The organism is Actinomadura sp. 9N407, assembly GCF_044326315.1.
In the GTDB taxonomy this organism is placed as follows: Bacteria; Actinomycetota; Actinomycetes; order Streptosporangiales; family Streptosporangiaceae; genus Spirillospora.
The window spans coordinates 71,384-93,004 of the sequence record NZ_JBIRAW010000035.1 but is presented as its reverse complement, the minus strand read 5'-3'; the positions used below and the strand labels follow the sequence as shown (position 1 = coordinate 93,004).

21 protein-coding genes and 2 pseudogenes are annotated in these 21,621 nt (G+C 71.7%); 14 read left to right on the top strand and 9 right to left on the bottom strand.

Annotation, left to right across the window (positions count from 1 at the left end; all coding sequences use genetic code 11):
* Window positions 1-11 precede the first annotated feature (11 nt).
* Complete coding sequence (locus tag ACH34Q_RS38610; protein ID WP_395988137.1) at window positions 12-674, bottom strand: response regulator; 663 nt, start codon at window positions 672-674, stop codon at window positions 12-14.
* Complete coding sequence (locus ACH34Q_RS38605; protein WP_395988136.1) at window positions 671-1,789, bottom strand: sensor histidine kinase; 1,119 nt, start codon at window positions 1,787-1,789, stop codon at window positions 671-673. The genes ACH34Q_RS38610 and ACH34Q_RS38605 overlap by 4 nt, the downstream gene beginning before the upstream one ends.
* 220 nt (window positions 1,790-2,009) lie before the next feature.
* Here ACH34Q_RS38605 and ACH34Q_RS38600 point away from each other — a divergent pair, with 220 nt between their 5' ends.
* The 3 genes and pseudogenes from ACH34Q_RS38600 (at window position 2,010) to ACH34Q_RS38590 (ending at window position 3,399) form a co-directional block, all read left to right on the top strand.
* Window positions 2,010-2,408, top strand: a complete 399-nt coding sequence (locus tag ACH34Q_RS38600) for a DUF6223 family protein (protein ID WP_395988135.1) — start codon at window positions 2,010-2,012, stop codon at window positions 2,406-2,408.
* A 418-nt stretch (window positions 2,409-2,826) separates the two neighbouring features.
* Window positions 2,827-3,213, top strand: a pseudogene (locus ACH34Q_RS38595) (recombinase family protein); the annotation flags it as partial.
* Entirely contained in the window at window positions 3,199-3,399 is a 201-nt protein-coding gene (locus tag ACH34Q_RS38590; RefSeq protein WP_395988159.1) for a sigma factor-like helix-turn-helix DNA-binding protein, read from the top strand. The pseudogene ACH34Q_RS38595 and the gene ACH34Q_RS38590, both read left to right, overlap by 15 nt.
* A gap of 90 nt (window positions 3,400-3,489) precedes the next feature.
* On the opposite strand, the gene ACH34Q_RS38585 is transcribed toward ACH34Q_RS38590, so the two are convergent.
* On the bottom strand, window positions 3,490-4,167 hold the full coding sequence (locus ACH34Q_RS38585) for a TetR/AcrR family transcriptional regulator C-terminal domain-containing protein (protein ID WP_395988134.1): 678 nt from the start codon (window positions 4,165-4,167) through the stop codon (window positions 3,490-3,492).
* Window positions 4,168-4,245: 78 nt separating this feature from the next.
* On the opposite strand from ACH34Q_RS38585, the gene ACH34Q_RS38580 reads away from it, so the two are divergent.
* The 3 genes from ACH34Q_RS38580 to ACH34Q_RS38570 are packed head-to-tail and all read left to right on the top strand — an operon-like array spanning window position 4,246 to window position 7,057.
* Window positions 4,246-5,133, top strand: a complete 888-nt coding sequence (locus ACH34Q_RS38580) for an alpha/beta hydrolase (RefSeq protein WP_395988133.1) — start codon at window positions 4,246-4,248, stop codon at window positions 5,131-5,133.
* Complete coding sequence (locus tag ACH34Q_RS38575; RefSeq protein ID WP_395988132.1) at window positions 5,130-6,674, top strand: class I adenylate-forming enzyme family protein; 1,545 nt, start codon at window positions 5,130-5,132, stop codon at window positions 6,672-6,674. The genes ACH34Q_RS38580 and ACH34Q_RS38575 overlap by 4 nt, the downstream gene beginning before the upstream one ends.
* The gene (locus ACH34Q_RS38570) at window positions 6,671-7,057 is read left to right on the top strand and encodes a cupin (protein WP_395988131.1); all 387 of its coding nucleotides are present in this window, start codon (window positions 6,671-6,673) and stop codon (window positions 7,055-7,057) included. Before ACH34Q_RS38575 ends, ACH34Q_RS38570 begins: the two co-directional genes overlap by 4 nt.
* A gap of 480 nt (window positions 7,058-7,537) precedes the next feature.
* Here ACH34Q_RS38570 and ACH34Q_RS38565 read toward each other — a convergent pair.
* Window positions 7,538-9,328: pseudogene (locus ACH34Q_RS38565) on the bottom strand (Tn3 family transposase); the annotation flags it as partial.
* A gap of 301 nt (window positions 9,329-9,629) precedes the next feature.
* On the bottom strand, window positions 9,630-10,172 hold the full coding sequence (locus ACH34Q_RS38560) for a YdeI family protein (protein ID WP_395988130.1): 543 nt from the start codon (window positions 10,170-10,172) through the stop codon (window positions 9,630-9,632).
* Between the two features lie 92 nt (window positions 10,173-10,264).
* On the opposite strand from ACH34Q_RS38560, the gene ACH34Q_RS38555 reads away from it, so the two are divergent.
* The 4 genes from ACH34Q_RS38555 to ACH34Q_RS38540 all read left to right on the top strand — a co-directional run bounded on the left by ACH34Q_RS38555 (window position 10,265) and on the right by ACH34Q_RS38540 (window position 15,134).
* A complete protein-coding gene (locus tag ACH34Q_RS38555) occupies window positions 10,265-11,026 on the top strand; it encodes a class I SAM-dependent methyltransferase (protein ID WP_395988129.1) in 762 nt (253 codons plus the stop codon).
* Between the two features lie 84 nt (window positions 11,027-11,110).
* Window positions 11,111-13,309: an MMPL family transporter gene (locus ACH34Q_RS38550; RefSeq protein WP_395988128.1), complete on the top strand. Its 2,199-nt coding sequence runs from the start codon at window positions 11,111-11,113 to the stop codon at window positions 13,307-13,309.
* 5 nt (window positions 13,310-13,314) lie between these two features.
* Window positions 13,315-14,481, top strand: a complete 1,167-nt coding sequence (locus ACH34Q_RS38545; RefSeq protein ID WP_395988127.1) for a sensor histidine kinase — start codon at window positions 13,315-13,317, stop codon at window positions 14,479-14,481.
* 2 nt (window positions 14,482-14,483) lie between these two features.
* A complete protein-coding gene (locus ACH34Q_RS38540; protein WP_395988126.1) occupies window positions 14,484-15,134 on the top strand; it encodes a response regulator in 651 nt (216 codons plus the stop codon).
* Here ACH34Q_RS38540 and ACH34Q_RS38535 read toward each other — a convergent pair.
* Together ACH34Q_RS38535 and ACH34Q_RS38530 are read right to left on the bottom strand one after the other, a co-directional pair.
* A complete protein-coding gene (locus ACH34Q_RS38535; protein ID WP_395988125.1) occupies window positions 15,126-15,791 on the bottom strand; it encodes a response regulator in 666 nt (221 codons plus the stop codon). The two genes, ACH34Q_RS38540 and ACH34Q_RS38535, sit on opposite strands and share 9 nt — an antisense overlap.
* Window positions 15,788-16,942, bottom strand: a complete 1,155-nt coding sequence (locus tag ACH34Q_RS38530) for a sensor histidine kinase (RefSeq protein ID WP_395988124.1) — start codon at window positions 16,940-16,942, stop codon at window positions 15,788-15,790. Before ACH34Q_RS38530 ends, ACH34Q_RS38535 begins: the two co-directional genes overlap by 4 nt.
* Before the next feature lie 122 nt (window positions 16,943-17,064).
* Between ACH34Q_RS38530 and ACH34Q_RS38525 the strand changes: the two genes are divergently transcribed.
* The 4 genes from ACH34Q_RS38525 to ACH34Q_RS38510 all read left to right on the top strand — a co-directional run bounded on the left by ACH34Q_RS38525 (window position 17,065) and on the right by ACH34Q_RS38510 (window position 20,512).
* On the top strand, window positions 17,065-17,976 hold the full coding sequence (locus ACH34Q_RS38525; RefSeq protein WP_395988123.1) for an ABC transporter ATP-binding protein: 912 nt from the start codon (window positions 17,065-17,067) through the stop codon (window positions 17,974-17,976).
* Entirely contained in the window at window positions 17,973-18,836 is an 864-nt protein-coding gene (locus ACH34Q_RS38520; protein WP_395988122.1) for a hypothetical protein, read from the top strand. The genes ACH34Q_RS38525 and ACH34Q_RS38520 overlap by 4 nt, the downstream gene beginning before the upstream one ends.
* Window positions 18,837-18,952: 116 nt before the next feature.
* The gene (locus ACH34Q_RS38515) at window positions 18,953-19,360 is read left to right on the top strand and encodes a YciI family protein (RefSeq protein ID WP_395988158.1); all 408 of its coding nucleotides are present in this window, start codon (window positions 18,953-18,955) and stop codon (window positions 19,358-19,360) included.
* 6 nt (window positions 19,361-19,366) lie between these two features.
* The gene (locus ACH34Q_RS38510; RefSeq protein WP_395988121.1) at window positions 19,367-20,512 is read left to right on the top strand and encodes an RNA polymerase sigma factor; all 1,146 of its coding nucleotides are present in this window, start codon (window positions 19,367-19,369) and stop codon (window positions 20,510-20,512) included.
* Window positions 20,513-20,590: 78 nt separating this feature from the next.
* On the opposite strand, the gene ACH34Q_RS38505 is transcribed toward ACH34Q_RS38510, so the two are convergent.
* Together ACH34Q_RS38505 and ACH34Q_RS38500 are read right to left on the bottom strand one after the other, a co-directional pair.
* Window positions 20,591-21,070 (bottom strand): protein-tyrosine phosphatase family protein, encoded by a 480-nt coding sequence (locus tag ACH34Q_RS38505; RefSeq protein WP_395988120.1) that lies wholly within the window; start codon window positions 21,068-21,070, stop codon window positions 20,591-20,593.
* A complete protein-coding gene (locus ACH34Q_RS38500; RefSeq protein WP_395988119.1) occupies window positions 21,067-21,612 on the bottom strand; it encodes a CGNR zinc finger domain-containing protein in 546 nt (181 codons plus the stop codon). Before ACH34Q_RS38500 ends, ACH34Q_RS38505 begins: the two co-directional genes overlap by 4 nt.
* Between the last annotated feature and the right edge of the window lie 9 nt (window positions 21,613-21,621).

Genomic DNA, 21,621 nt, shown 5'->3' with positions numbered 1-21,621 from the left:
GGCCCTGGAGGTCAGGAGCCGCGCGGGATGACCAGGCCGGATTCGTAGGCGAAGACGACGAGTTGGGCACGGTCGCGGGCGTGCAGCTTGGTCATGGCCCGGTTGACATGGGTCTTCGCGGTCAGCGGGCTGATCACCATGCGGCCGGCGATCTGGTCGTTGGACAGGCCCTGCGCGACCAGGGTCACGGCCTCGCGCTCGCGGTTGGTCAGGTCCTCGAGCCCCGTGCCGATGCCGGTGTCGAGCGGCTGGGTGACGTACCGGTCGATCAGCCGGCGGGTGATCGACGGGGCCAGCAGCGCGTCGCCGCGCGCGGCGACGCGTACGGAGTGGAGGAAGTCCTCCGGCTGGATGTCCTTGACGAGGAATCCGGCCGCGCCGGCGCGCAGCGCGTTGAAGACGTACTCGTCCAGGCCGTAGTTGGTCAGGATGACGACGTGCACCCCGGCCAGGGCCGGGTCCGCGGCGATGCGCCGGGTCGCCTCGATGCCGTCGACGACCGGCATCTGGACGTCGATGAGCGCGATGTCGGGCAGGTGTTCCCTGGCCAGGGCCAGGCCCTCGCTCCCGTCGGCGGCCTCGGCCACCACCTCGATGTCGTCCTCGATCTCCAGCAGCGCCCGGAACCCGCTGCGGATGAGCGGCTGGTCGTCGACCAGCAGGACACGGATCACGACGTCCGGTCCACGGGAAGTTCGGCCTGGACGGAGAAGCCGCCCTCGCCGCGCGGCGCCGCCTGCAGGCGGCCGCCGAGAGCGGTGACGCGTTCGCGCATCCCGAGCAGCCCGACGCCGGGCACCTGCGCGGTGTCCGGCGTGGCCTCGCCGTCGTCATCGACCTGGATGACCAGGGTGTCGGGACGGTAGTCGATCCGGACCGACGCCGTCGCGGCGCCGGCATGGCGGGCGATGTTGGTGAGCGACTCCTGAACGATCCGGTAGGCGGTCCGGTCCACCGCGGCCGGCACGTCATGCCGCCGTCCCTCGATCGTCAGCTTCGCGTCCAGGCCGGTCGTACGCGCCCGTTCCATCAGTTCCTGGACGTCGTCGAGCCCGTGCGGCGGGCTCTTGCCGTCGTCGCGGAGCGCCTCCAGGGTCGCGCGCAGTTCCCGGGCCGCCTCCCGCCCGGCCTCCCGGATCGCCAGCAGCGCCTCCGGTACCTGTTCACCCCGCCTGTTGGCCAGATGGACGGCGACCTCGGCCTGCACCTTGATGACGGAGATCTGATGGGTGAGCGAATCGTGCAGCTCCCGCGCGATGTGCAGCCGCTCCTCGTCGGCGCGGCGCCGCGCGGTCTCCTCGCGGGTGCGCTCGGCCTCGTCCGCCCGGCGCTCGGCCTGGCGCAGCGCCTCACCCGCCGCCCCGGCGGCGATCAGCCAGGCCAGCTGGAGGGCCTCCCGGGACTGCGTGAACGCCTCGTCCACGGACCACCCGTGGGGAGCGGCCAGGATCGCGAACGGAAGTGCGGCCAGCATGATCACCGTACCCGCGACCGTGATGACGCGGTGTCCGGCCCGTACCGCGGCGAACACGGCGAACAGAAACGCGAGGGCAGGCACCTCGAAACCCAGGGCCTGGTAGCCCAGCACGCACGACCCCGTCACGGCCAGCACGGTGACAGGAGCCCTGCGGTGCGCGGCCAGCGCCAGACCGCCGGCCATCAGCAACGCGTAGCCCAGCGGGTCGAGATGCGTGGGGGAGGGCTGCCCGGATAACCCGGTGACCAGCAGGATGGCCGCCACACCGGCGGCGATCGCCCAGTCTCTGACACCGATCCGTTCCCGGCTCATAGCGCGCACCCTAGCCCGGATGCCCGCGCGGGCGACTCCCGCGCACGAAGGACGACCCGCCTACCGCACACGCCGTACCTTCACGGTTCCTACTGCGCCCGCGGTAGGCGGCTACGGCATCGAGGGCAGCGCGAAGAGTCTGCGCCTGCACGACGACCGGCGGTGGGCCTGGCGGACATGCTCGGGTCACGTCGAATCGCTCGATGAGAAGGAGCACCCCATGCCAGTCCGTCACCTGTTCACCGCGGCCGCAGCAGTACCGCTCGGAGTCCTCGCGCTCGCCACACCGGCGGCCGCACACGTCTCGGCCCAGCCGGCCGCCGCCGGTGCCTACGCCATGAGTTCCGGACGACTCGGGTCCAGCGTGGCCGCGCTCGTGGCGCTGGCCGGCGTGGTCGCCGGTGGGCTGGCTCTGGTCCGCTCCAGCAGGAACGGAGCCATCGCCGCCCTGGTGGCGGGGCTGATCGGCATGGCCATCGGCGCGCTGGTCGTGGCCACCTCCGACGGAGGTCTCGGCACCGGCAACGGTCTGGGCGGAGCTTTCGTGGCCCTGCTGGTGGGTCTGGCGAGCGCGGTCATCGGCGGGCTGGCTCTGGCCCGCGCCCGCCGTACCGGCTGACCGCAGCGAATGCGAGGACGGTGCTGCCGTACGCGGCCGGAGCCTCACCGGCGCCGGGGAGGTGGCCCAGGTGTTCGCCTGGGCCGTCCTCCGTGGGGCGTCCCAAGCTCGCCGGCCCACATGACCGCAAGAGCGACCGCCTCCAACGAGCAGATGCCGAGGGTCCGGGGGTGAGGAATCCAGGAACAGCGGTTGGCGCTGAGAATGATCATTGTCTTGGCGCGGGGTGATCGTTTGGGCTGTTCCATTTGAGGATCCCCCACCGGAACACCAGCCGGCCGGGACGACGCCCCAGGTCGAGGTGTTCCGTAAGAGTGTTCGGCGAACCGTCCCGATGACGGGGCCCTATCCGGAACACTGGACGGCGTGAACGCCGCGGACTCCACGACCCCCGGGCACCGTCCGGGTCGGCTACGCCCGCTGCTCCACCGACGAGCAGGACATCGTCATCCAGATCGAGCAGCTGCTCGCGCTCGGCGTCCCGCAGGATCGGATCTACATCGACCGGGGCTTTTCCGGCACCACCCGCCGCAACCGCGGCGGCCTGGACCAGGCCCTGGCCGCGGTGTGGCCGGGCAGCGTGTTCACCGTGACCAAGTTCGACCGGTTCGCCCGCAACATGGCCGAAGCCAACCAGATCCTCACCGACCTGTCCGGTCGGGGCGTGCTGTTCGGGCTGGGCGGTTCAGTCCACGACTGGAACGACCCGTTCGGCCGGCTGTTCCTGCAGACCCTGGCGATGGTCGCCGAGTTCGAGGCGAACCTGAGGAACCTGCGCACCCGTGAGGGCATGGCGCTGGCCAAAAGGAACGGCAAGCTCAAGGGCAAGCAGCCCAAACTGCCCGAACCGGCCCGGCGGTCCATCCGGCGCCGGTATGCCGAGGGCGAGGTGTCCCTGGCGGACCTGGCCACCGAGTACAGCGTCGGTCGTTCCACCATTCATCGCATCGTCCACCGCGCCACCCCCGACAACGAAACCCCCGCACCCTGACGACGGGCCAGCGGTCCCAGCCGCATCGGAGCGCTGGATTGCGGTAACTCCGGCCGCGTCGGGCCGCTACGCCACTGGCCGTTCCGGCAATCAAGCCTCGCTAACTAGCGATGGGGCTCCGTGGTGCCGTTCGATGGCCGCCTCCAGGCCGCCGATGACGATCTGCATACCGGCGTGGAATTCGGCCTCGGCGTCGCTCGTCTCCACGGCCCGCGCTACCTCGATCAGATGGGAAAACCGCTCGGGCGGAAGGCCGGCGACCCGTCCGGTGACCACCTCCGCGTCCTCGCCGCGAGCCCGTGCGAGCGGTCCAGCGAGCTCCGCCTGCGCGAGGCCGATGATGAGGCCCTGCACCACGCGGAAGGCCACCAGGAGGTCGGTTCCTGACCGGCCGCTGCCGGCGAGTGCCTTCAGCAGGGCCTCGGCCGGCCTGAGCGTGCCGGTGTCGAGACTGCGCCTGGTGAGGATCAAGGGGATGGTGCCGGGGTGGGCGCGCACGGCCCGCCACATCGCTTCGGCGATCACGCGGACTCGCAGCCGCCAGTCGTCCGAGGGTTCCTCGGTCCAGCTCACCTGGGACATCACGGCCTCGGTGACGAGTTCTTCGAGCCCCTCACGGCCATCGATGTAGTTGTAGATCGTCATCGGGCCGGTGCCCAGCAGGCCGGCGAGGCTGCGCATGGTGAGCGCGTCCAGTCCCTCCCGGTCCACGAGGTCGAGCGCGGCGGTCTGCAACTGCTCACGCGTGAACTTCCGGGGTGCGGGCATGGCTCTCCTTCTTGATTACGTACGAGGTACGTGTTTAACTTCCCGCTGTACACGTACAACGTACTTGAACGGAGCGTCATGACGACACGTATCTCCTTCACCTCCGGAGGCGATGAGGTCGCGGCCTGGCTGACCGTCCCGGAACGGCCTGGCCCGCATCCCGTCGTCGTTCTAGTGCACGGCGGCGGAGCGACCCACGAGATGATGCTCGACCAGTACGAGAAGTGGTTCAGCGCGGCGGGCCTGGCGGTGCTGGCGTTCGATTTCCGCCATCTGGGCGAGTCCGGCGGCCTGCCACGCCAGATCGTCAGCCCGCGCCGGTACGCCCAGGACATCGACGCGGCGCTGGCGTTCGCCCGTACCCACGCGGAACTCGACCCCGGCCGGATCGCGCTGTGGGGGACCTCGTTCGGCGCCAGCCACGTGGTCGCCGCAGCCGCCCGTCACCCAGAACTCGCGGCAGCGGTCGTCCAGTGCCCCGTCCTCAACGGCCGGGCCATCGCCACCAGGGCCGGGCTGCGCCATCTGGCCCGCTTCACCGTCCCGATCACCTCCGACCTGCTCCGGGCCGTGCTCCGCCGGCCGCGACGGTACGTCCAGTTCGTCGGCCGACCCGGAGAACTGGCCTTCGTCAACCAGCCGGGCGCCGTGGAGGGCTGGGAGTCGGTCTGCCCGCCCGGCTACCGGTTCGACAACCGCGTGGCAGCCGCCGCCGGGCTGGAGATGCTGTTCTACAACGCCTCGGCCCGCGCGACCCGGATCCGGTGCCCGCTGCTGGTGTGCCAGAGCGACCGCGAGAACCTCATCGATCCCGCGATCGCGGTCAAGGTCGCCGCCGCCGCACCCCGCGGCGTCCTCAAGCACTACGACGCTGACCACTTCACCGTGTACCACCCGCCGCTGGTCGAACGGATCGTCGGCGACCAGATCGCGTTCCTCACCATGCACCTCAAGGTGGGGTCGTGACCGGGGAACGCGTGGGCGACCTCCTGCGCGCGGCGGCCACCGAGGAACGAACGGGCTGGTCGGCAGGGGAACGGCGGATCTCGTACGCGGAGATGGACCAGCGGTCCGACCGCATCGCGACCGGCCTGCTGCGGCTGGGCGTACGGCACGGCGACCGCATCGCCCTCAATGACTTCACCACGCCCGGCTGGCTGGCGGTCTATTTCGGCGCCGCCAAGATCGGGGCGGTCGTGGTGGGCCTGAGCGTGCGCTATCGCGACAGCGAGATCGCGCACATCCTGGGCGACTCGGGCGCCCGCTCGGTCTTCACCGTTCCCTCGGCCGGTGACGTCGATTTCCTCGGCATCCTGGCCAGGGCCCGCGGGGCCCTTCCGCAGCTCCGGGAGGTCGTGTCCATCGGTACGGGCGGTGACCGTACCCTCGCCGACCTCGAAGCCGTCCCACCGGACGCGGCGCGCCTGGCCGCAGCCGGGGCGCTGGTCGCACCGGACGACCCCGTCATGATCATCTATACGTCCGGGACGACCGGACGGCCCAAGGGCGCGACACTGACGCACCGCGGCCAGCTCGCGGCGGCCACCGCCCAGGCACGGCACATGCGGCTGGGACCCGGCGATGTGCTGCCCATCACCGTTCCGCTCAACCATGTCAGCGGCATCACCTGCTGCGTACTGGCCGCCCTGACCGCCCGAGCCCGGACGGTACTGCTCCCGGCCTTCTCCCCCAGCGCCGCCCTCGAACTCCTCAAGACGAGCGGCCTCACCGTCTGGGTCGGCGTGCCGACGATGCACACCCTGCTGCTGGAGACACCCGGCATCGACACGGCCGATACGTCCGGAGTCCGCCTGGTCGTCACCGGCGGGGCCAATGCCGAGCCGGCGCTACTCCGGCGGCTGACCCGGGCCTTTCCGAACGCGACCGTGATGAACCTCTACGGCCTGAGCGAGACGTCCGGAGCCGTGGTGATGACGCCATGGGACAGCGACCCGGAGAGCACCGTACGGTCGATCGGACGGCCACTGCCCGGAGTCCAAGCCAAGATCGTCAACACCGACGGCTCGGACGCGGACCCCGGTACGACCGGTGAGCTGCTGGTACGGACGCCATCGGTCATGGCCGGCTACCACGGCCTAACCGCCGAGACGGCCCGTACGGTCAGCGGGGACGGCTGGCTGCACACCGGCGACATGGCCCGCATCGACGACGGTCTCCTCACCCTGCGCGGCCGCCGGCAGGAGATGTTCGTCCAGGGCGGGTTCAACGTCTACCCCATCGAGGTCGAGAACGTCCTGGCCGCGCACCCCGAGGTCGTCATGGCGGCCGGCATCGGCGTACCCGACCCCGTCCTCGGCGAGATCGGCCGCTACTACGCGGTACTCGTCCCCGGCGCGCGGACCACTCCGCAGGACCTCAAGGACCACTGCGCCGCGTCCATCGCCGACTACAAGGTGCCCAAGCAGATCGTCATCCGCACCGACCTTCCGCTGACCCCCGCCGGCAAGGTCCAGAAGGACCGCCTCCGCACTGAAGGAGCACGATGACCCACGCAGCGCTCGACATGTTCGCCCGCGCGATCCACTTCCACCAGGACGGGCTCGCACGCGACGAGGAACTCAGGATGACCGAGGACCTCGGCGGCTGGCAGCTGGCCACGTTCCACGTGGAGACCGACGCAGACGTGCACGCCGATCACTGGGAGATGCACCCCGCCGCCGAGGAAGCGGTCTGCTGCCTGACCGGCGCCATGCGCATCTACCTGCGCCCGGAACGACCGGACGCCGACGAGGACATGGTCAGGCTGACGTCCGGCACCTGCTTCATCGTTCCGCGCGGCCGCTGGCACCGCATCGAACTGGACGAGCCGACCGACCTGATGTCGGTGACGTTGCGCCAGGGCTCCCTCCTGGAACACCGCGTCCCCTGATCCAGGCCACCTCCGCAGCGCGGCCCTTCAGGAAGGCCTTCCGACCAGCGCGGCCAGCGGGACGAGCCCCACCGCCTCCGGGACCTGGATGACAACGCCGGTCGTCCGGAAAGTCCGGTGGCCTGTTTCTCTCCCGACTACTGTCCATGTCCTCGTGCGACCGCTTCGGCACGGTCTCACCTGGCAAGCTGCGGCGGCACCGCTGAAGCCACGCACCAAGAGCCGTGAACACAGAAAGGGTCCCCTCCGGCTTGAGGCTCCAACTCTTCCCAGGGGTGGGGCCCTTGGTCCCGCTGGTGGGGACCGAACGGACCGCCGGACCGCAGCCACTCGCCCACGATCACGACACCGTCCTGACCTGCTCGGCCCTCCCTGCAACCTGACCGGGCCAGACAGACTCTGGAGCCTGAAGCGGAGCGGCAGCGCGGATTGCAGCGGGTGAAGACGCTGCCGCCCCGCTTCCATCGCCGGGGGCTGCGGTCAGGCCGCTCCCTCCTCGTCGTCTGGGCCGTCGGCGGGCGAGCGCAGCGGCCGGAGCCCCTGGCGGGGGCAGACGAGGTGATGGCGTAGCGGCCCAGGCAGTTGAGGTGGGCGTGGCCGAGGGGCGACAGGCGGGCCACATCCTCGTCGGTCACCCCGGCGCCCTCACTGGAGGTCCAGCTCGCCGCGCGCAGGTAGTCGACGATCGCCGACAGGTACGTGGAGTTCCACAACACTACGGCGTTGACGACCAGGCCGAGCGCGGCGAGCTGATCCTCCTGGCCCTCCCGGTAGGGCTGGCGGATCCTCCCTCCGCCGCCGTGGCAGATCTTGCGGGCGAGTCGCTGCCGCGACTCCCTGAACGCTGAGCTGACGGCCCAAGGTGCGCCGGTAGGTGTTGTCGATCGGATCCAGCACCGACAGCAGGTGCAGGGTCTTGTCGATCCGGCCATACTCACCGAATGCCCGCCCCAGCGGCGTCGGATGGCCATTGCGGGCGAACATGCGCAGCAGGTTGTAGGCGCGGACCTGGTTGGTGACCAGCGACCCGGCGACCCGGCGACCCGGCGCATATCCGGCCACTGCTCGGCGATCTTTCTCAGATTGATCTTCTGCCGGGCGATCGCCTCCAGCAGCCCGTAGTCACTCGCCCTGTCGCTGCTGGGGTGGGGCAGGTCGGCGCGCCAGAACCGCTGGTCGCCGAGATCAGCGAAGCGGGGCGCGAACCGGTACCCGAGCAGGGAGAAGATCCCGAACACCATGTCGCTGTCGCTGGTCTGGTCGGTGGTGACCATCTCGGGTTTGGGGCCCGGCATCCAAGTTGATCAGACAATCCAGGATGTACAGGGAGTCACGCGGGGTGCCCGGCACCACCATCTGCCCGATCCCGGCGATCTGGTCGTTGACCGCGTTCAGCCAGGTGATCCCCCGCTTGTAGCCGAAGTACTTGGGTGAGGGACCCGCGTTGATGGTGCGGACCGGGACCACGAACCGCAGCCCGTCCACCGACGCCAGCATCCCACCACCCCACGCCGACACGACCGGCACGCCGGCCTGCGCCTCGATCAGCACCGCGTTCGCCGCAGCGTGGGTCTCCGCACGCACGTAATTCTGGTCGACGTGCGACAGCCGGCCCCGCGTCAGCGCCGGCTCATTCGGCTTGATCACCGGAGGGAGGCCGACGTTGCACGCCTCGCTCACCAGCAGCGCCACCAGTGAGATGGGCAGGTCGTCCATCCGGGTGGAGATGTCGGCCAGGTGGGTGTAGGCGTCCAGGAACCCGGTCCACTCATGGACTTCCAGCAGCAGCTCGGGCAGGTCGACGCGGGGCAGCATCGCCTGACACACCGCCCGCAGCTCCTTGAGCGTGTCCGACTCGCCCAGCGCTCCCAGCGGCTCCACAACCAGCCGCGCCCGCCCCGGCTGGGCCGAAGCGCCAGGCGAGACGACCACCTTCACCAGGGACTCATCGCCCGCCTCCTCCAGGCGGGCGGCCATCTGCTTCCGCGCCACGTCCAGCGCCACGGCCTTGCTGCTCAAGTGCTGCTCGACCGGGTCGGTCAGCGACAGCGACGCCAGCACATCCTCGGCCACGGCCTCCCACGCGGGACCAGCAAGCAGATGGGTTCGCGGGTCGCCCCATCGCAACGACGGCGCGGCGAACACGTCCCGCACCTGCAGGGCACGGAACAGGTGCTCCAGCACGCACACCACGTACGCGTCACGATCCACGGCCCCCTCCAGTAGATCCCGGTTGTCATAGACCGCGCGCTTCCACGCCCGGCCCACAAGAAAGTAGGAGCGACCCACCGGTAACCAGCCCACAGCGATCGACACGTTACAAAGCGAACGTTCCGACCGCCCACAACCCTCCAAGATCATTCTCAGCGCCAACCGCTGTTCCTGGATTCCTCCCCCCCAGGGTCAGCCAGTAGATGTGCCCGTGGCCGTTTCGGTACATCAGCAGGAAGACGGCACCGCCGCAGAAGGCGCCCAGGGCTTCGCCGGGAGATCACCCGGCACCGTCCGGCCATGATCGCCCCTGGCCCCGCCGTCCGCAATGGCCGGAGGCCCGCGGCGGCGAGGGAACGTTTCAGGAGCTCTGCAGGTCCGCGATCGTCTTCCGCAGGCGGGCCTCGCGCCCGGCCGGGGTCCTGGTCTTCAGCAGCGGCAGGATCAGCCGGTAGCGGCCGGTCTTGTCGAGCGCCTCGAAGCGGGCGGCGGCCTCGGGGGCGGCCGCCAGCGCTTCGGCCAGGTCGGGCGGGACGGTCGCGTTGCGCTGGGCGGCGTAGGCCGCCTCCCAGCGGCCGTCGGCCTGGGCCGCGGCGACCTCCGCCAGCCCGGGCGGGCGCATGCGCCCGGCGGCGGTCAGCGCCTCCACGCGTTCGACGTTCTCCCGCGACCAGGGGCTGGTCTTGCGGCGGCGCGAGTACCGCTGCAGGAAGAAGTCCTTGTCATGGGATTTGCGCTGGCTGTCGATCCAGCCGTAGCAGAGCGCGACCTCCAGCGCCTGCTCGATCCTGAGGGCGGCGACGGCCGATCCCTTCTTGCCGATCTTCAGCCAGACGCCGTCCTCGTCCTCGTGGTGCTCGGCCAGCCACGACTCCCACTGCGCGGCGTCCGCGAAATGCATCATTGGGCCAGTATCTCCAGGTCGTACGAGTCGCGCACGCCGGAGGGGCGAGGGGCGGGCCGGGACGGCGGGCCGCCGGCTGGCATGATCAAGATATGGCGCGCACGTTCGATGACCTGGTGGCGGAGGCCGGATCGGTTTCGGTCGAGGGCTGGGACTTCTCCTGGCTCGATGGGCGGGCCACCGAGGAGCGTCCCTCCTGGGGCTACCAGCGGCTGATGAGCGAACGGCTCGCTCGCGCGTCGGCGGCGTTGGACGTCCAGACCGGCGGGGGAGAGGTCCTGGCCGAGGCCACCAGGTTCCCGCCGGCGATGGCGGCCACCGAGTCCTGGCCGCCTAACGCCGCCAAGGCGACCCGGCTCCTGCATCCGCGGGGCGCGGTGGTCGTGGCGAGCCCGGACGAGCCGCCGCTGCCGTTCGCCGACGCGGCGTTCGACCTGGTGACCAGCCGGCACCCCGCGAGCGTGTGGTGGGACGAGATCGCCCGCGTGCTCGCGCCCGGCGGGACCTACTTCGCCCAGCATGTCGGCCCGGCGACCGCGTTCGAGCTCGTCGAGTTCTTCCTCGGTCCCCAGCCGGAGGAGATCCGGCGCAGGCGCCACCCCGATGACGAGACCCGCGAAGCCGAGGCCGCCGGCCTGCAGGTCGTCGATGTACGGTCCGAACGGCTGCGGATGGAGTTCTTCGACATCGGCGCGGTCGTCTACTTCCTGAGCAAGGTGGTCTGGACGGTTCCCGGCTTCACCGTCGAGGCCTACCGCGACCGGCTGCGCGATCTGCACGAGCGGATCCGCGAGGACGGGACGTTCGTCGCCCACTCGTCCCGCTTCTTGATCGAGGCGCGCAAGAGCGGCTGAACCTGGTGTCCACCGATCGGTGGACACCAGGTTCAGCCGGTCGAGGCTGTCTGCGGCCACGGCTCGGCGACCAGCCTTAACGGCATGACGAACCTTCCTGTACGCATGGCCCGGTGGAGTGCCGGGCATCCCTGGCGGGCGATCGCCGCATGGTTCCTGTTCGTGGCGCTGTGCCTGGGTATCGGGATCGGGGTCGGCGGTAACCCCGCCGTCTCGGCGGACTACCGGCTCGGTGAGGCCGGGTGGGCGGAGGCGATGGCGGCCGAGGGCGGGCTGCAGCAGAAGCCCATGGAACGGGTGCTCATCTCCGCCGCGCACGGTACGGGACGCCTGGACCAGGCGGCGGTCGGCGAGGCGGCCCGCGACATCACCGAACGGATGCGGGGACTGGCCGAGGTCGAGTCAGTCGCGGCACCGGTACGTTCGGCCGGCGGCACGGCGGTACGGGTCGATGTGACCATGCGGGGTCCCGAACTCGACGGCAAGGAGCACGTCGAACCGCTGCTCGCGCAGACCGCCCAGGTGCAGGCGGCCCATCCCGGGCTGAGGGTGGCGGAGACCGGCGGTCCCTCGATCGGCAAGGGGGTCGGGGAACTGCGCGACAGCGATCTGGCGCGGACCGAGATGATCGCGCTGCCGGTCACGCTGATCACGCTGCTGCTGATCTTCGGTTCGATCGCGCTGGCCGTCGTGCCGCTGCTGCTGGCGCTCTCCTCGATCGTCGCCGCCGTCGGCCTGTCGATGCTGGCCTCGCACGCCTTCCCTGACGCGGGTGTGGGAACGAACGTGATCCTTTTGATCGGGCTGGCCGTCGGTGTCGACTACACGCTGTTCTACCTCAAGCGCGAGCGGGAGGAACGGGCCCGTTCCGCGGGCCGCCTCTCCTCGCGGGCCCTGGTGGAGCTGGCCGCCGCCACCTCGGGACGGGCCGTCGTCCTGTCCGGGCTCGCGGTCGCCGTTTCGAGCGCGACGCTGTACCTGGCCGGCGACGTCATCTTCTCCTCGATCGCCACCGGCGCGATCCTGGTCTCCCTGGTCGCGGTGCTCAGCTCGCTGACCGTCCTGCCGGCCCTGCTGGTCAAGCTCGGGGAACGGGCCGAACACCGCGCCGCCCGAAAGGCCGCTCGCGGCGTGGCCGCACGGACGCGGCGCCAGAGCACCGGCGGCGGCCGGATCACCACGACCCTGCTGCGCACGACCAGCAGGCGCCCCGCCATCACGCTGGGCGTCGCGACGCTCGTCATGCTCGCCCTCGCCGCCCCGCTCCTCGGGCTCGACCTGACCGACATGGGGCGCGAGACGCACCCGCGCGACATCCCCGCCATGCGGACCTACGACCGGCTGAACGAGGCGTTCCCCGAGCTCAAGGCCATGCACCAGGTCGTCGTACGGGCCGCGCCCGACCGCGCGGGCGAGGTGACCGGCGCGCTGCGCGACCTGGCCGAACGAGCCAAGGCCGACCCGCGGCTCGCCGGCACGGCGGAGTTGCGCACCTCGCCGGACGGCCGGATCAGCATCCTGGAGCTGGCCGTACCGCACCATGTGAGCACCGACGCGGCGCGGTCGTCCCTGCGGGATCTGCGCGGCGACCATGTGGCCGCCACCGTGGGCGGCCTGGATGGCGTCGAGACGGCGGTGACGGGCGATGTCGCCCGCTACGCCGACTATCCCGAGCACCAGAAGGGCAAGCTGCCGCTCATCATCGGGGCGCTGCTTCTGGTGACCTTCGCCATGACGGTGTGGGCGTTCCGTTCGGTGGTCCTAGGGCTCGTCGGCGTGGTGCTGAACCTGCTGTCGGCGGGCGCCTCGCTGGGCCTGCTGGTCCTGGTCTTCCAGAACGGCTGGGCCGAGGGCCTGCTCGACTTCACCTCCACGGGCTCGATCGGGTCCCGGGTACCGCTCTTCCTGTTCGTGATCCTGTTCGGGCTGTCGATGGACTACCAGGTGTTCGTGATCAGCCGGATCAGGGAGGCGGCGCTGAACGGCGTGCCCACCCGCCAGGCAGTCCTGGACGGCATCGGCGGCTCGGCCGGCGTGGTGACCGGCGCCGCGTTCGTGATGGTGACGGTGTTCGCCAGCTTCGTCTCGCTCCACATCATGGAGATGAAGCAGATGGGCTTCGCACTGGCGGTGGCCGTGCTGCTGGACGCCGTCATCATCCGGATCATGATCCTTCCCTCGCTCATGCTGCTGCTCGGCGACCGCAGCTGGTGGCCGTCACGGGGCGTGCGCCGTGCGGCGGCCGCCGCCGGCGAGAGCCGTCGGCCCGCGCAAGTAGGCTGACCGGTATGGATCTTCGGCCGCAGTCCGGCGACCGGCTCCAGGCCGGGAGACTGCACCGGTCGTACGACGTCGTATGGGTCCTCCTCGGCCTCGGCCCCCCGGTCATCGCCGTGAGCGACCAGCCGGACGCGACCAAGTACGGGTCGCTGGCGCTGCTGGCCGTGCTCGCCCTCTGCTACGCGACCGTGCGGAAGGCGAGTCCGTACACGTTCCTGTGCGTGCTCGTCCTGGTGCTGGGGGCGATGTCGTACGAGCTCGGCGGCGGCGCGGCGATGTTCATCGTGTCGCTCCCGCACTTCTGGATCCTGGCCCGCAGCCCCCGGCACGCGATCGCCTTCAGCGGCGCCGCCGCCGCGTTCACCCTGGTGGGCGGTACGGTCCGGCGCGGCTGGGACGCGGAGTTCCTCACCGGCAATGTCGTCTCCACGCTCATCGGGTACGCGGCCGGCGTGCTGCTCGGGCTGTGGATGCACCGGGTGCTGGGGCAGCGCGACGAGCGCGCCCGCCGCCTCAGCGCCGAGCTGGAGACCACACGGCTCCGGCTGGCCGAGGCGTACCAGCGCCAGGGCGCCGCGGAGGAGCGCGAACGGCTCGCGCGGGAGATCCACGACACCCTCGCCCAGGGTTTCGCGTCCATCATCGTGCTGGCCGAGGCGTCCCGCGCCGGGATCGGCGACGATCCCGGCCGGAGCGCCCGGCAGCTGCTGTCGATCGAACGCACCGCGCGCGAGAACCTCGCCGAGGCGCGGGTGCTCGTCGGCGCCGCGCCCCAGAGCGGTGTCGCGGCCGGGTCGGTCGCCCGCACGCTGCGCCGCACGCTCGACCGCTTCACCGAGGACACCGGGCTGGCCGTCAACGCGGACCTGCCCGACATCGAGTGCGACCAGCAGACCCGGATCGCGCTGCTGCGCTGTACCCAGGAGTCGCTGGCCAACGTGCGCAAGCACGCCGCCGCCACGACGGTGGGCGTCGTCCTGGCGCGGCATCCGGACGGCGTCGAGCTGGAGATCACCGACGACGGCCGCGGCTTCGTGCCCGGGCCGTCCCAGGGCTTCGGGCTCGACGGCATGCGCAAGCGGCTGGCCGAGCTCGGCGGCGAGCTCACCGTCACCAGCTCCCTCGGCGACGGCACCCGCCTGCTCGCCGTGATCCCCACGAACGATCAGGTGTGACAGTGACCGAAGACAGACTCCGCGTCGTCGTGGTGGACGACCACACGGTGATGCGCGCCGGTGTCGTCGCCCTGCTGGCCTCCGAGCCGTCCATCGCGATCGTCGGCGAGGCGGGCGACGGCCGGGAGGCCGTCGAGCTCGTCGAACGCCTCGGTCCCGATGTGGCGCTGATCGACCTGCGGATGCCCGTGCTGGACGGCGTCGCGGCCACCACCGCGATCGTCGCGGGCCCGGCCAGGACCCGGGTGCTGATCCTGACGACCTACGACACCGATGCCGAGATCGAGCGCGCGGTCGAGGCCGGTGCCATCGGCTACCTGCTCAAGGACACCACGCGCGAGCAGCTCGTCGCCGCGATCCACGCGGCGGCCAGGGGCGAGACCGTGCTGGCGCCGCGCGTCGCCGAGCGGCTGGTGGCGCGGATGCGGCGCCCCGTCCAGGTCGCGCTGACCGCCCGCGAGATCGACGTGCTGAACGCGGTCGCCGACGGGCTGTCCAACGCCGACATCGGCAAGCGGCTGATCATCGCGGAGGCCACGGTGAAGACCCACCTGCTGCGGGTGTTCGCCAAGCTGGACGTCAGCGACCGCACGCACGCGGTCGTCGTCGCCTTCGAACGCGGCCTGCTGACCCGGCCGGACCGGTCAGCCTGACGGCGGGGACACCAGGCCCATCTCGTAGGTGATGATCACCAGATGGACGCGGTCGCGGGCGTCCAACTTGGCCAGCAGCCGGCTCACGTACGCCTTGACGGTCCCGACGCTGATCATGAGCCGGGCCGCGATCTCGTGGTTGGTCAGGCCGGTGCCGACCAGGACCAGCACCTCGCGCTCCCGGTCGGTGATCGCGTCCGGCGGCCGGCGCCAGGGGACCGGGGCCGGCTCGGGTCGCCGGGCGAACTGCTCGATCAGGCGGCGCGTGACGCCCGGCGCGATCAGGCCGTCACCGGCGGCGACCACCCGGATCGCCGCGAGGATGTCGGTCAGCGCCATGTCCTTGACCAGGAATCCGGAGGCGCCGGAACGCAGCGCCCCGTACACGTAGTCGTCATCGTCGAACGTGGTCAGCACGACCACGCGCGGGGGCTCGGGGTCGGCCGTGATGATCCGGGTGGCCTCGATGCCGTCCATGCCGGGCATCCGGATGTCCATCACCACGACGTCGGGACGCAGGTCCCGGGCCAGCCGGACGGCCTCGCTCCCGGTCCCGGCCTCACCGGCGACCTCGAGCTCGGGGTCGTCGGTGATGACCATGCGCAGGCCCGCCCGTACCAGCGGCTGGTCGTCGGCGAGCACGACCCGTACCGTCAACGCGACCCCACCGGCAGCCGGGCGGCGACGCGGAACCCGCCTTCGGGACGCGGCCCGGCGGTGAACTCGCCGTGCAGCAGGCCCACCCGCTCGCGCATCCCGACGATGCCGTAGCCCCCGCCGATGCCGGGCCCGCCGCGTCCGGAGTCCACGACCTCGATGGCCAGCTCGTCGTCGCGGTGCTCGATCGAGACCCGGCAGCGGCGCGTACCGGAGTGGCGGACCACGTTGGTCACCGCCTCCTGGACGATCCGGAACGCCGACAGGTCGATCTCGGCGGGAAGCGGGCACCGCCGCCCCTGCCATCGCACGTCGACCTGGACGCCGGCGGCCGTCGTCGTCGCGGCGAGCCGTTCGATGTCGGCCAGGCCCGGGGCCGGCGCGGTCGTGATCGGGTCGGCCTGGCGGAGCGCGCCGAGCATCCGGCGCAGGCCGGCCAGGGTCTCGCGGCCGGCGGTCTCGATGCTGCCCAGCGCCTCGCGCGCCGCCGCGGGCTGGGTGTCGATGACCATCTTGGCCGCACCGGCCTGGATCGCGATGATGCCGATGCTGTGCGCGACCGAGTCGTGCAGCTCGCGGGCGATACGGAGCCGTTCACCCATGACCGCCTGCGCGTGCATCACCTGGGCGTGGTCGCGGCTCTGCCGGGTCCAGCCGCCGGCCAGCCAGGCGATGACGGCGGTCAAGGCGACCGTCAGCTGCGTCGAGGTGCCGATGGGGAAACCGAGCAGCAGCCGCGTGGCCGCGTGCCCGGTCAGGACCGCCACGGCCATCGCCACGGCGATGACCGACATCCGGCGGGACCGGGTCGCCGCGATGTAGCCGAGCGCGACATCGGCCGCCAGGAACTGGGGGAACGTGATCTCGGTCGAGTTCAGCGCCATAGACGCGAACACCGACCCGGCCAGGAACAGGGCCAGCGCAGGCAGCGGCCGGCGGCCCAGCAGGACGCTGCCGGCCAGCGTCATGACGGTGGCCGCCGCCACGAGGGTCAGGGACGTGCCCGACAGCGCGACGAATCCCTCGGGACGGAACCGCGGCACCTCGCCCGGCAGCCGGAAGCTCACCACCAGCGCGTACGCAAGGGCCGCCACCCAGGCCAGGGCCGTCCATGTTCCGGGCGGCAGGCGTCTGAGCAGCGGAGCTTTCATACGGTGACCGTACCGGCCGGACCCGGCCGGCGCATTGGCCCACGGGCGTACGCCCATGGTACCCCCAGGACTGGACGGCGGTCCGATGTGGCGCCGGGGCGGCCTCCGGCACCGTTGGCCACGTGATCGAAGCCAGAGAACTGACCAAACGCTACGGCCGGACGACCGCCGTGAACGCGCTGAGTTTCACGGTGCGGCCCGGAGTCGTCACCGGGTTCCTCGGCCCGAACGGCGCCGGGAAGACCACCACGCTGCGGATGGCCCTCGGCCTGAACACGCCCACCGAGGGGAGCGTGACCATCGGCGGGCGCCCGTTCCGGGAGAGGCCGCGCGGGCTGCATGACGTCGGCGCGCTGCTCGACGCGGGCGACGTCCACAGCGGGCGCAGCGGGCTGGCGCACCTGTCCGCGCTGGCCAGAAGCAACGCCATCGCGCGCCGGCGGGTCACCGAACTGCTGGAGGAGGTGGGGCTGGCGAGCGCGGCGCGGCGCCGCATCGGCGGGTACTCGCTGGGGATGAAGCAGCGGCTCGGGATCGCCACCGCGCTGCTGGGCGACCCGCCCGTGCTGCTGTTCGACGAGCCGCTGAACGGGCTGGACCCCGAGGGCGTGCTGTGGGTCCGCGGGCTGTTCCACCGGCTGGCCGCCGAGGGCCGGACCGTCTTCGTCTCCAGCCACCTGATGACCGAGATGGAGCACACCGCCGACCAGCTGATCGTGATCGGCCGGGGCGAGCTGATCGCCGCCGAGTCCCTGACGGCGTTCGCCGCTCGCGGTACGCGGCAGAGCGTGACCGTCCGGACGTCCGATTCCGCCGCATTGGAGGCCATCGTGGTCGCCGCGGGCGGCGCGTTGGAGCCCGCGGCGGACGGGTCGTACACGGTCACCGGACTCACCGCGGACCGCGTCAGCGAGCTCGCCTTCGAGAGACACCTCCTGCTGCAGGAGGTCACCGCCCGGAGCTCGTCCCTGGAGCAGGCGTTCATGGAACTCACCGCCGGCAGCACCGAACACCGGTCAGGGGAATCCCGATGAGCACATCGACCCTGCCGGTGACCGAGACCCGCGTCCGGTTCGGCGACCTGCTCGCCGCCGAGTGGATCAAGCTGCGGTCGCTCCGCTCGACCTCCGCGGCGTTCGTGATCGGCGCGCTGGTCTCCATCGGGATCTGCGCGAACTCCGCCCGATCCAACGTCCACCTCATCAAGGGCAGCTCGAACCCCGATCAGCGCACCGCGATCGACCCGATGAACGCGGCGTTCGTCCCCGAGGCGTTCCAGATCCTCATGGTCGTCGCCGCCGCCGTGGGCGCCGCCACGCTGTTCGGTGAGTACGGCAGCGGAATGATCCGCACGACGTTCGCGGCCGTCCCGGCCCGCCGCTCGGTGGTCGCGGCCAAGGTGGCCGTGGTGGTGGCGGTGACGCTGGCGTACGGAACGATCGTCGGCGCGATGTCGTTCGGCGTGACCCAGGCGATCTACGACCAGGTGAGCATCGGCCTGCCGTTCGGTGCCCCCGGCACGCTGCGGGCCATCGCGGGATCGGCCCTGCTCGCTCCGCTGTCCGCCGTGGTCGGGATGACCCTGGCCGCCCTGATCCGGCACTCCGCCGGCACCATCGTCGCGATCGTCGGCGTGCTCGTCCTGCTGCCGCGCCTGTTCACGGGCGATACGTACCGCTGGGTGAAGGAGATCGGCAACGCGATGCCGTTCAGCGCCTGGACCGCCCTGGTGGAGAATCCGGCGCGGAGCCTGTCGCCCGAGGGGGCCGATGGGCCGATGCGCTGGGTGAGCAAGTACCCCGTGACGATCACCGAGGCCTGGATCGTCTTCACGGCCTGGGCGATCGTCGCGGTGGCCGTCGCCGTGACCGCCGTCCACCGCCGCGACGTCTGAGCGCGCCGGGAAAGATCCGCCGAGAAAAGTCGCGGCGGGATGTCGAGAACCGGCGCGCCGCTCCGTCCCTGGGGTGAACGCGGCCACAATGGCCGTACCGCACCGAGGAGAACATGATGGCCAAGTACCTGCTGCTCAAGCACTACCGGGGCGCGCCGGCATCGGTCAACGACGTGCCGATGGACCAGTGGACGCCGGAGGAGGTCACCGCCCACGTGCAGTACATGCGGGACTTCGCGGCTCGGCTCGAGGGCACCGGCGAGTTCGTCGACAGCCAGGCGCTGTCCCCGGAGGGCACGTTCGTCCGCTACGACGGCGAGGGGCGGCCGCCGGTCACCGACGGCCCGTTCGCGGAGACCAAGGACCTGATCGCCGGCTGGATGGTGATCGACGTCGAGACCTACGAGCGGGCGGTCGAGCTGGCCGGCGAGCTGTCGGCGGCTCCGGGCGCGGGCGGGAGGCCGATCCACGAGTGGCTCGAGGTGCGCCCGTTCTACGGCGCGCCCGCGACCATCACGGAGTGACGCACGGTGAACGAGGCCCTGCTGCGCACCCTCACCCCCACCGTGATCGGGATCCTCGTCCGCCGCGGAGCCGACTTCGCGGCGGCCGAGGACGCCGTCCAGGACGCCCTGGTCGAGGCCGTGCGCGCGTGGCGGGACGACCCGCCGCGCGATCCCAAGGGCTGGCTGCTCACCGTGGCCTGGCGCAAGTTCCTCGACGCCGCCCGCGCCGACACCTCCCGGCGGAACCGCGAGGTACGCGTCGAGGTCGAGCCCTCGCCCGGTCCGGGGGAGGCGGTGGACGACACGCTCCGGCTGTACTTCCTGTGCGCGCACCCGTCCCTGACACCGGCCTCGGCCGTCGCGCTCACGCTGCGCGCGGTCGGCGGCCTGACCACGTGGCAGATCGCGCAGGCCTACCTCGTCCCGGAGGCGACCATGGCTCAGCGGATCAGCAGGGCCAAGCGGACCGTCTCGGGCGTCCGGTTCAGCGAGCCCGGTGACGTCGCCACGGTGCTGCGCGTGCTCTACCTGGTCTTCAACGAGGGGTACTCCGGCGACGTCGACCTCGCCGCCGAGGCGATCCGGCTCACTCGCCGGCTGGCGGCCGAGATCGACAATGAGGAGGTCGCGGGCCTGCTCGCGCTCATGCTGCTGCACCACGCCCGGCGCCCGGCACGGACCGGTCCCGGCGGCAGGCTGGTGCCCCTCGCCGAGCAGGACCGCGGCCTGTGGAACACCCGCCTGATCGCCGAGGGCGTCGAGGTGCTCCAGGCGGCCCTCGGCCGCGACCGCCTGGGCGAGTTCCAGGCCCAGGCCGCCATCGCCGCGCTCCACGCCGACGCCCAGGCGGCCGAGGAGACCGACTGGGTGCAGATCGTCGAGTGGTACGACGAACTGGTGCGCCTCACCGGCAACCCGGTGGCCCGCCTCAACCGGGCCGTCGCGGTCGGCGAGGCCGACGGCCCCCGGGCCGGCCTGGCCGCCCTGGCCGGACTCGACCCCGCCCTGCCCCGCCACACCGCCGTCAAGGCGTACCTGCACGAGCGTGACGGCGACCCGGTGACCGCGGCACGGCTCTACGCCGAAGCCGCCGAATCGGCGCCCAGCCTCCCCGAACGCGAACACCTCACACGACAGGCCGCACGGCTCAACGAACGGCTGCACGGTTGAGCGGAAGGCGGCGGACCCATCGGCCGGCGCGAGAAACGATGATCGGCACGCCCTTCCCGGACACCATCGGCAGGGAGGTCAGCCGGCCGGGAACCGGGATACCCAGCGGCGCTGCCAGGGCGTCTCGACCGCGCGGTGATGGTGGTGCTCGCGCGTCCAGGCGACGGCTCCGGCCGGGTCGTGCCCGGCGAGGACGGCCAGGCAGGCGATGACCGTGCCGGTACGGCCGACGCCGCCCCCGCAGGCGACCTCGGCGGACTCGCCGGCCCGCGCCCGCTCGTACAGCGCGCGGATGTGCCGGACGGCCTGGTCCCGGTCGCGGGGGAGCAGGAAGTCGGGCCAGTCGATCCACTCATGCGGCCAGGAAAGGGCGCCGGCGTGGCGGCTTCGCAGGCGGCTCGACCCCAGGTAGAGGCCGAAGTCGGGCGCCGGGCCCTCGGGCGGCGGGCGGCGCAGTCCGCGGCCGCGGATCCAGGTGCCGTCGGGAAGGCGGAGGGCGTCCCGCAGCGGCGGGCGGCTCGCAGGGCCGTGCTCCGCACCGGTCTCGGGGGCGCTCACCGGGTCACGCTCCGCCGGCGGGCGCGGTGGTTGGCGACGTTGACGCGGTTGCCGCACAGGTCGGGCATGCAGTAGCGGCGGCGTCCGGCCTTGCTCGTGTCGACGAACACGCCGCGGCAGTCAGGGGCGGCGCAGGGGCGGAAGCGCTCGTGGCCCAGCGCCCGTACGGCGCCGAGAAGGCCCGTACCGATGAACGCGGCCAGCTCCTCGGCGAGCGGCGCGCCTGCGGCGGTCGGGACGTACCACTGCCACCGGCCACCGGAATCACGGTGCAGGACCGGGCCGAGGGCGGCGCGGCCGAGCAGCACGGTCGCGCCCGCTACGGCCTGGTCCTCGGTCTCGGTCTCCACGACGCCGCGCACCTCCCGGCGAAGCAGCTGCACGTCGAACAGGTCCTCACCCGTCAGGGGCCGCCCATGGGCCATGGCGTCGAGCCGGATGCCGTGCCCGGCCAGAAAGAGCGCCAGCGCGTCCGGATCCGGAAGGGCCTCGCCCGTGGCGGCGCGCACGGTCGGCGAGGTGTTGACCAGCTCGGTCGCCACGGCCGCTCC

Bases quoted from the DNA above. Each gene is read 5' to 3' on its own strand.
- ACH34Q_RS38605 (WP_395988136.1), bottom strand. From the start codon at position 1,789: ATGAGCCGGGAACGGATCGGTGTCAGAGACTGGGCGATCGCCGCCGGT.
- ACH34Q_RS38600 (WP_395988135.1), top strand. From the start codon at position 2,010: ATGCCAGTCCGTCACCTGTTCACCGCGGCCGCAGCAGTACCGCTCGGA.
- ACH34Q_RS38590 (WP_395988159.1), top strand. From the start codon at position 3,199: ATGGCGCTGGCCAAAAGGAACGGCAAGCTCAAGGGCAAGCAGCCCAAA.
- ACH34Q_RS38585 (WP_395988134.1), bottom strand. From the start codon at position 4,167: ATGCCCGCACCCCGGAAGTTCACGCGTGAGCAGTTGCAGACCGCCGCG.
- ACH34Q_RS38580 (WP_395988133.1), top strand. From the start codon at position 4,246: ATGACGACACGTATCTCCTTCACCTCCGGAGGCGATGAGGTCGCGGCC.
- ACH34Q_RS38570 (WP_395988131.1), top strand. From the start codon at position 6,671: ATGACCCACGCAGCGCTCGACATGTTCGCCCGCGCGATCCACTTCCAC.
- ACH34Q_RS38560 (WP_395988130.1), bottom strand. From the start codon at position 10,172: ATGATGCATTTCGCGGACGCCGCGCAGTGGGAGTCGTGGCTGGCCGAG.
- ACH34Q_RS38555 (WP_395988129.1), top strand. From the start codon at position 10,265: ATGGCGCGCACGTTCGATGACCTGGTGGCGGAGGCCGGATCGGTTTCG.
- ACH34Q_RS38550 (WP_395988128.1), top strand. From the start codon at position 11,111: ATGACGAACCTTCCTGTACGCATGGCCCGGTGGAGTGCCGGGCATCCC.
- ACH34Q_RS38545 (WP_395988127.1), top strand. From the start codon at position 13,315: ATGGATCTTCGGCCGCAGTCCGGCGACCGGCTCCAGGCCGGGAGACTG.
- ACH34Q_RS38530 (WP_395988124.1), bottom strand. From the start codon at position 16,942: ATGAAAGCTCCGCTGCTCAGACGCCTGCCGCCCGGAACATGGACGGCC.
- ACH34Q_RS38520 (WP_395988122.1), top strand. From the start codon at position 17,973: ATGAGCACATCGACCCTGCCGGTGACCGAGACCCGCGTCCGGTTCGGC.
- ACH34Q_RS38515 (WP_395988158.1), top strand. From the start codon at position 18,953: ATGGCCAAGTACCTGCTGCTCAAGCACTACCGGGGCGCGCCGGCATCG.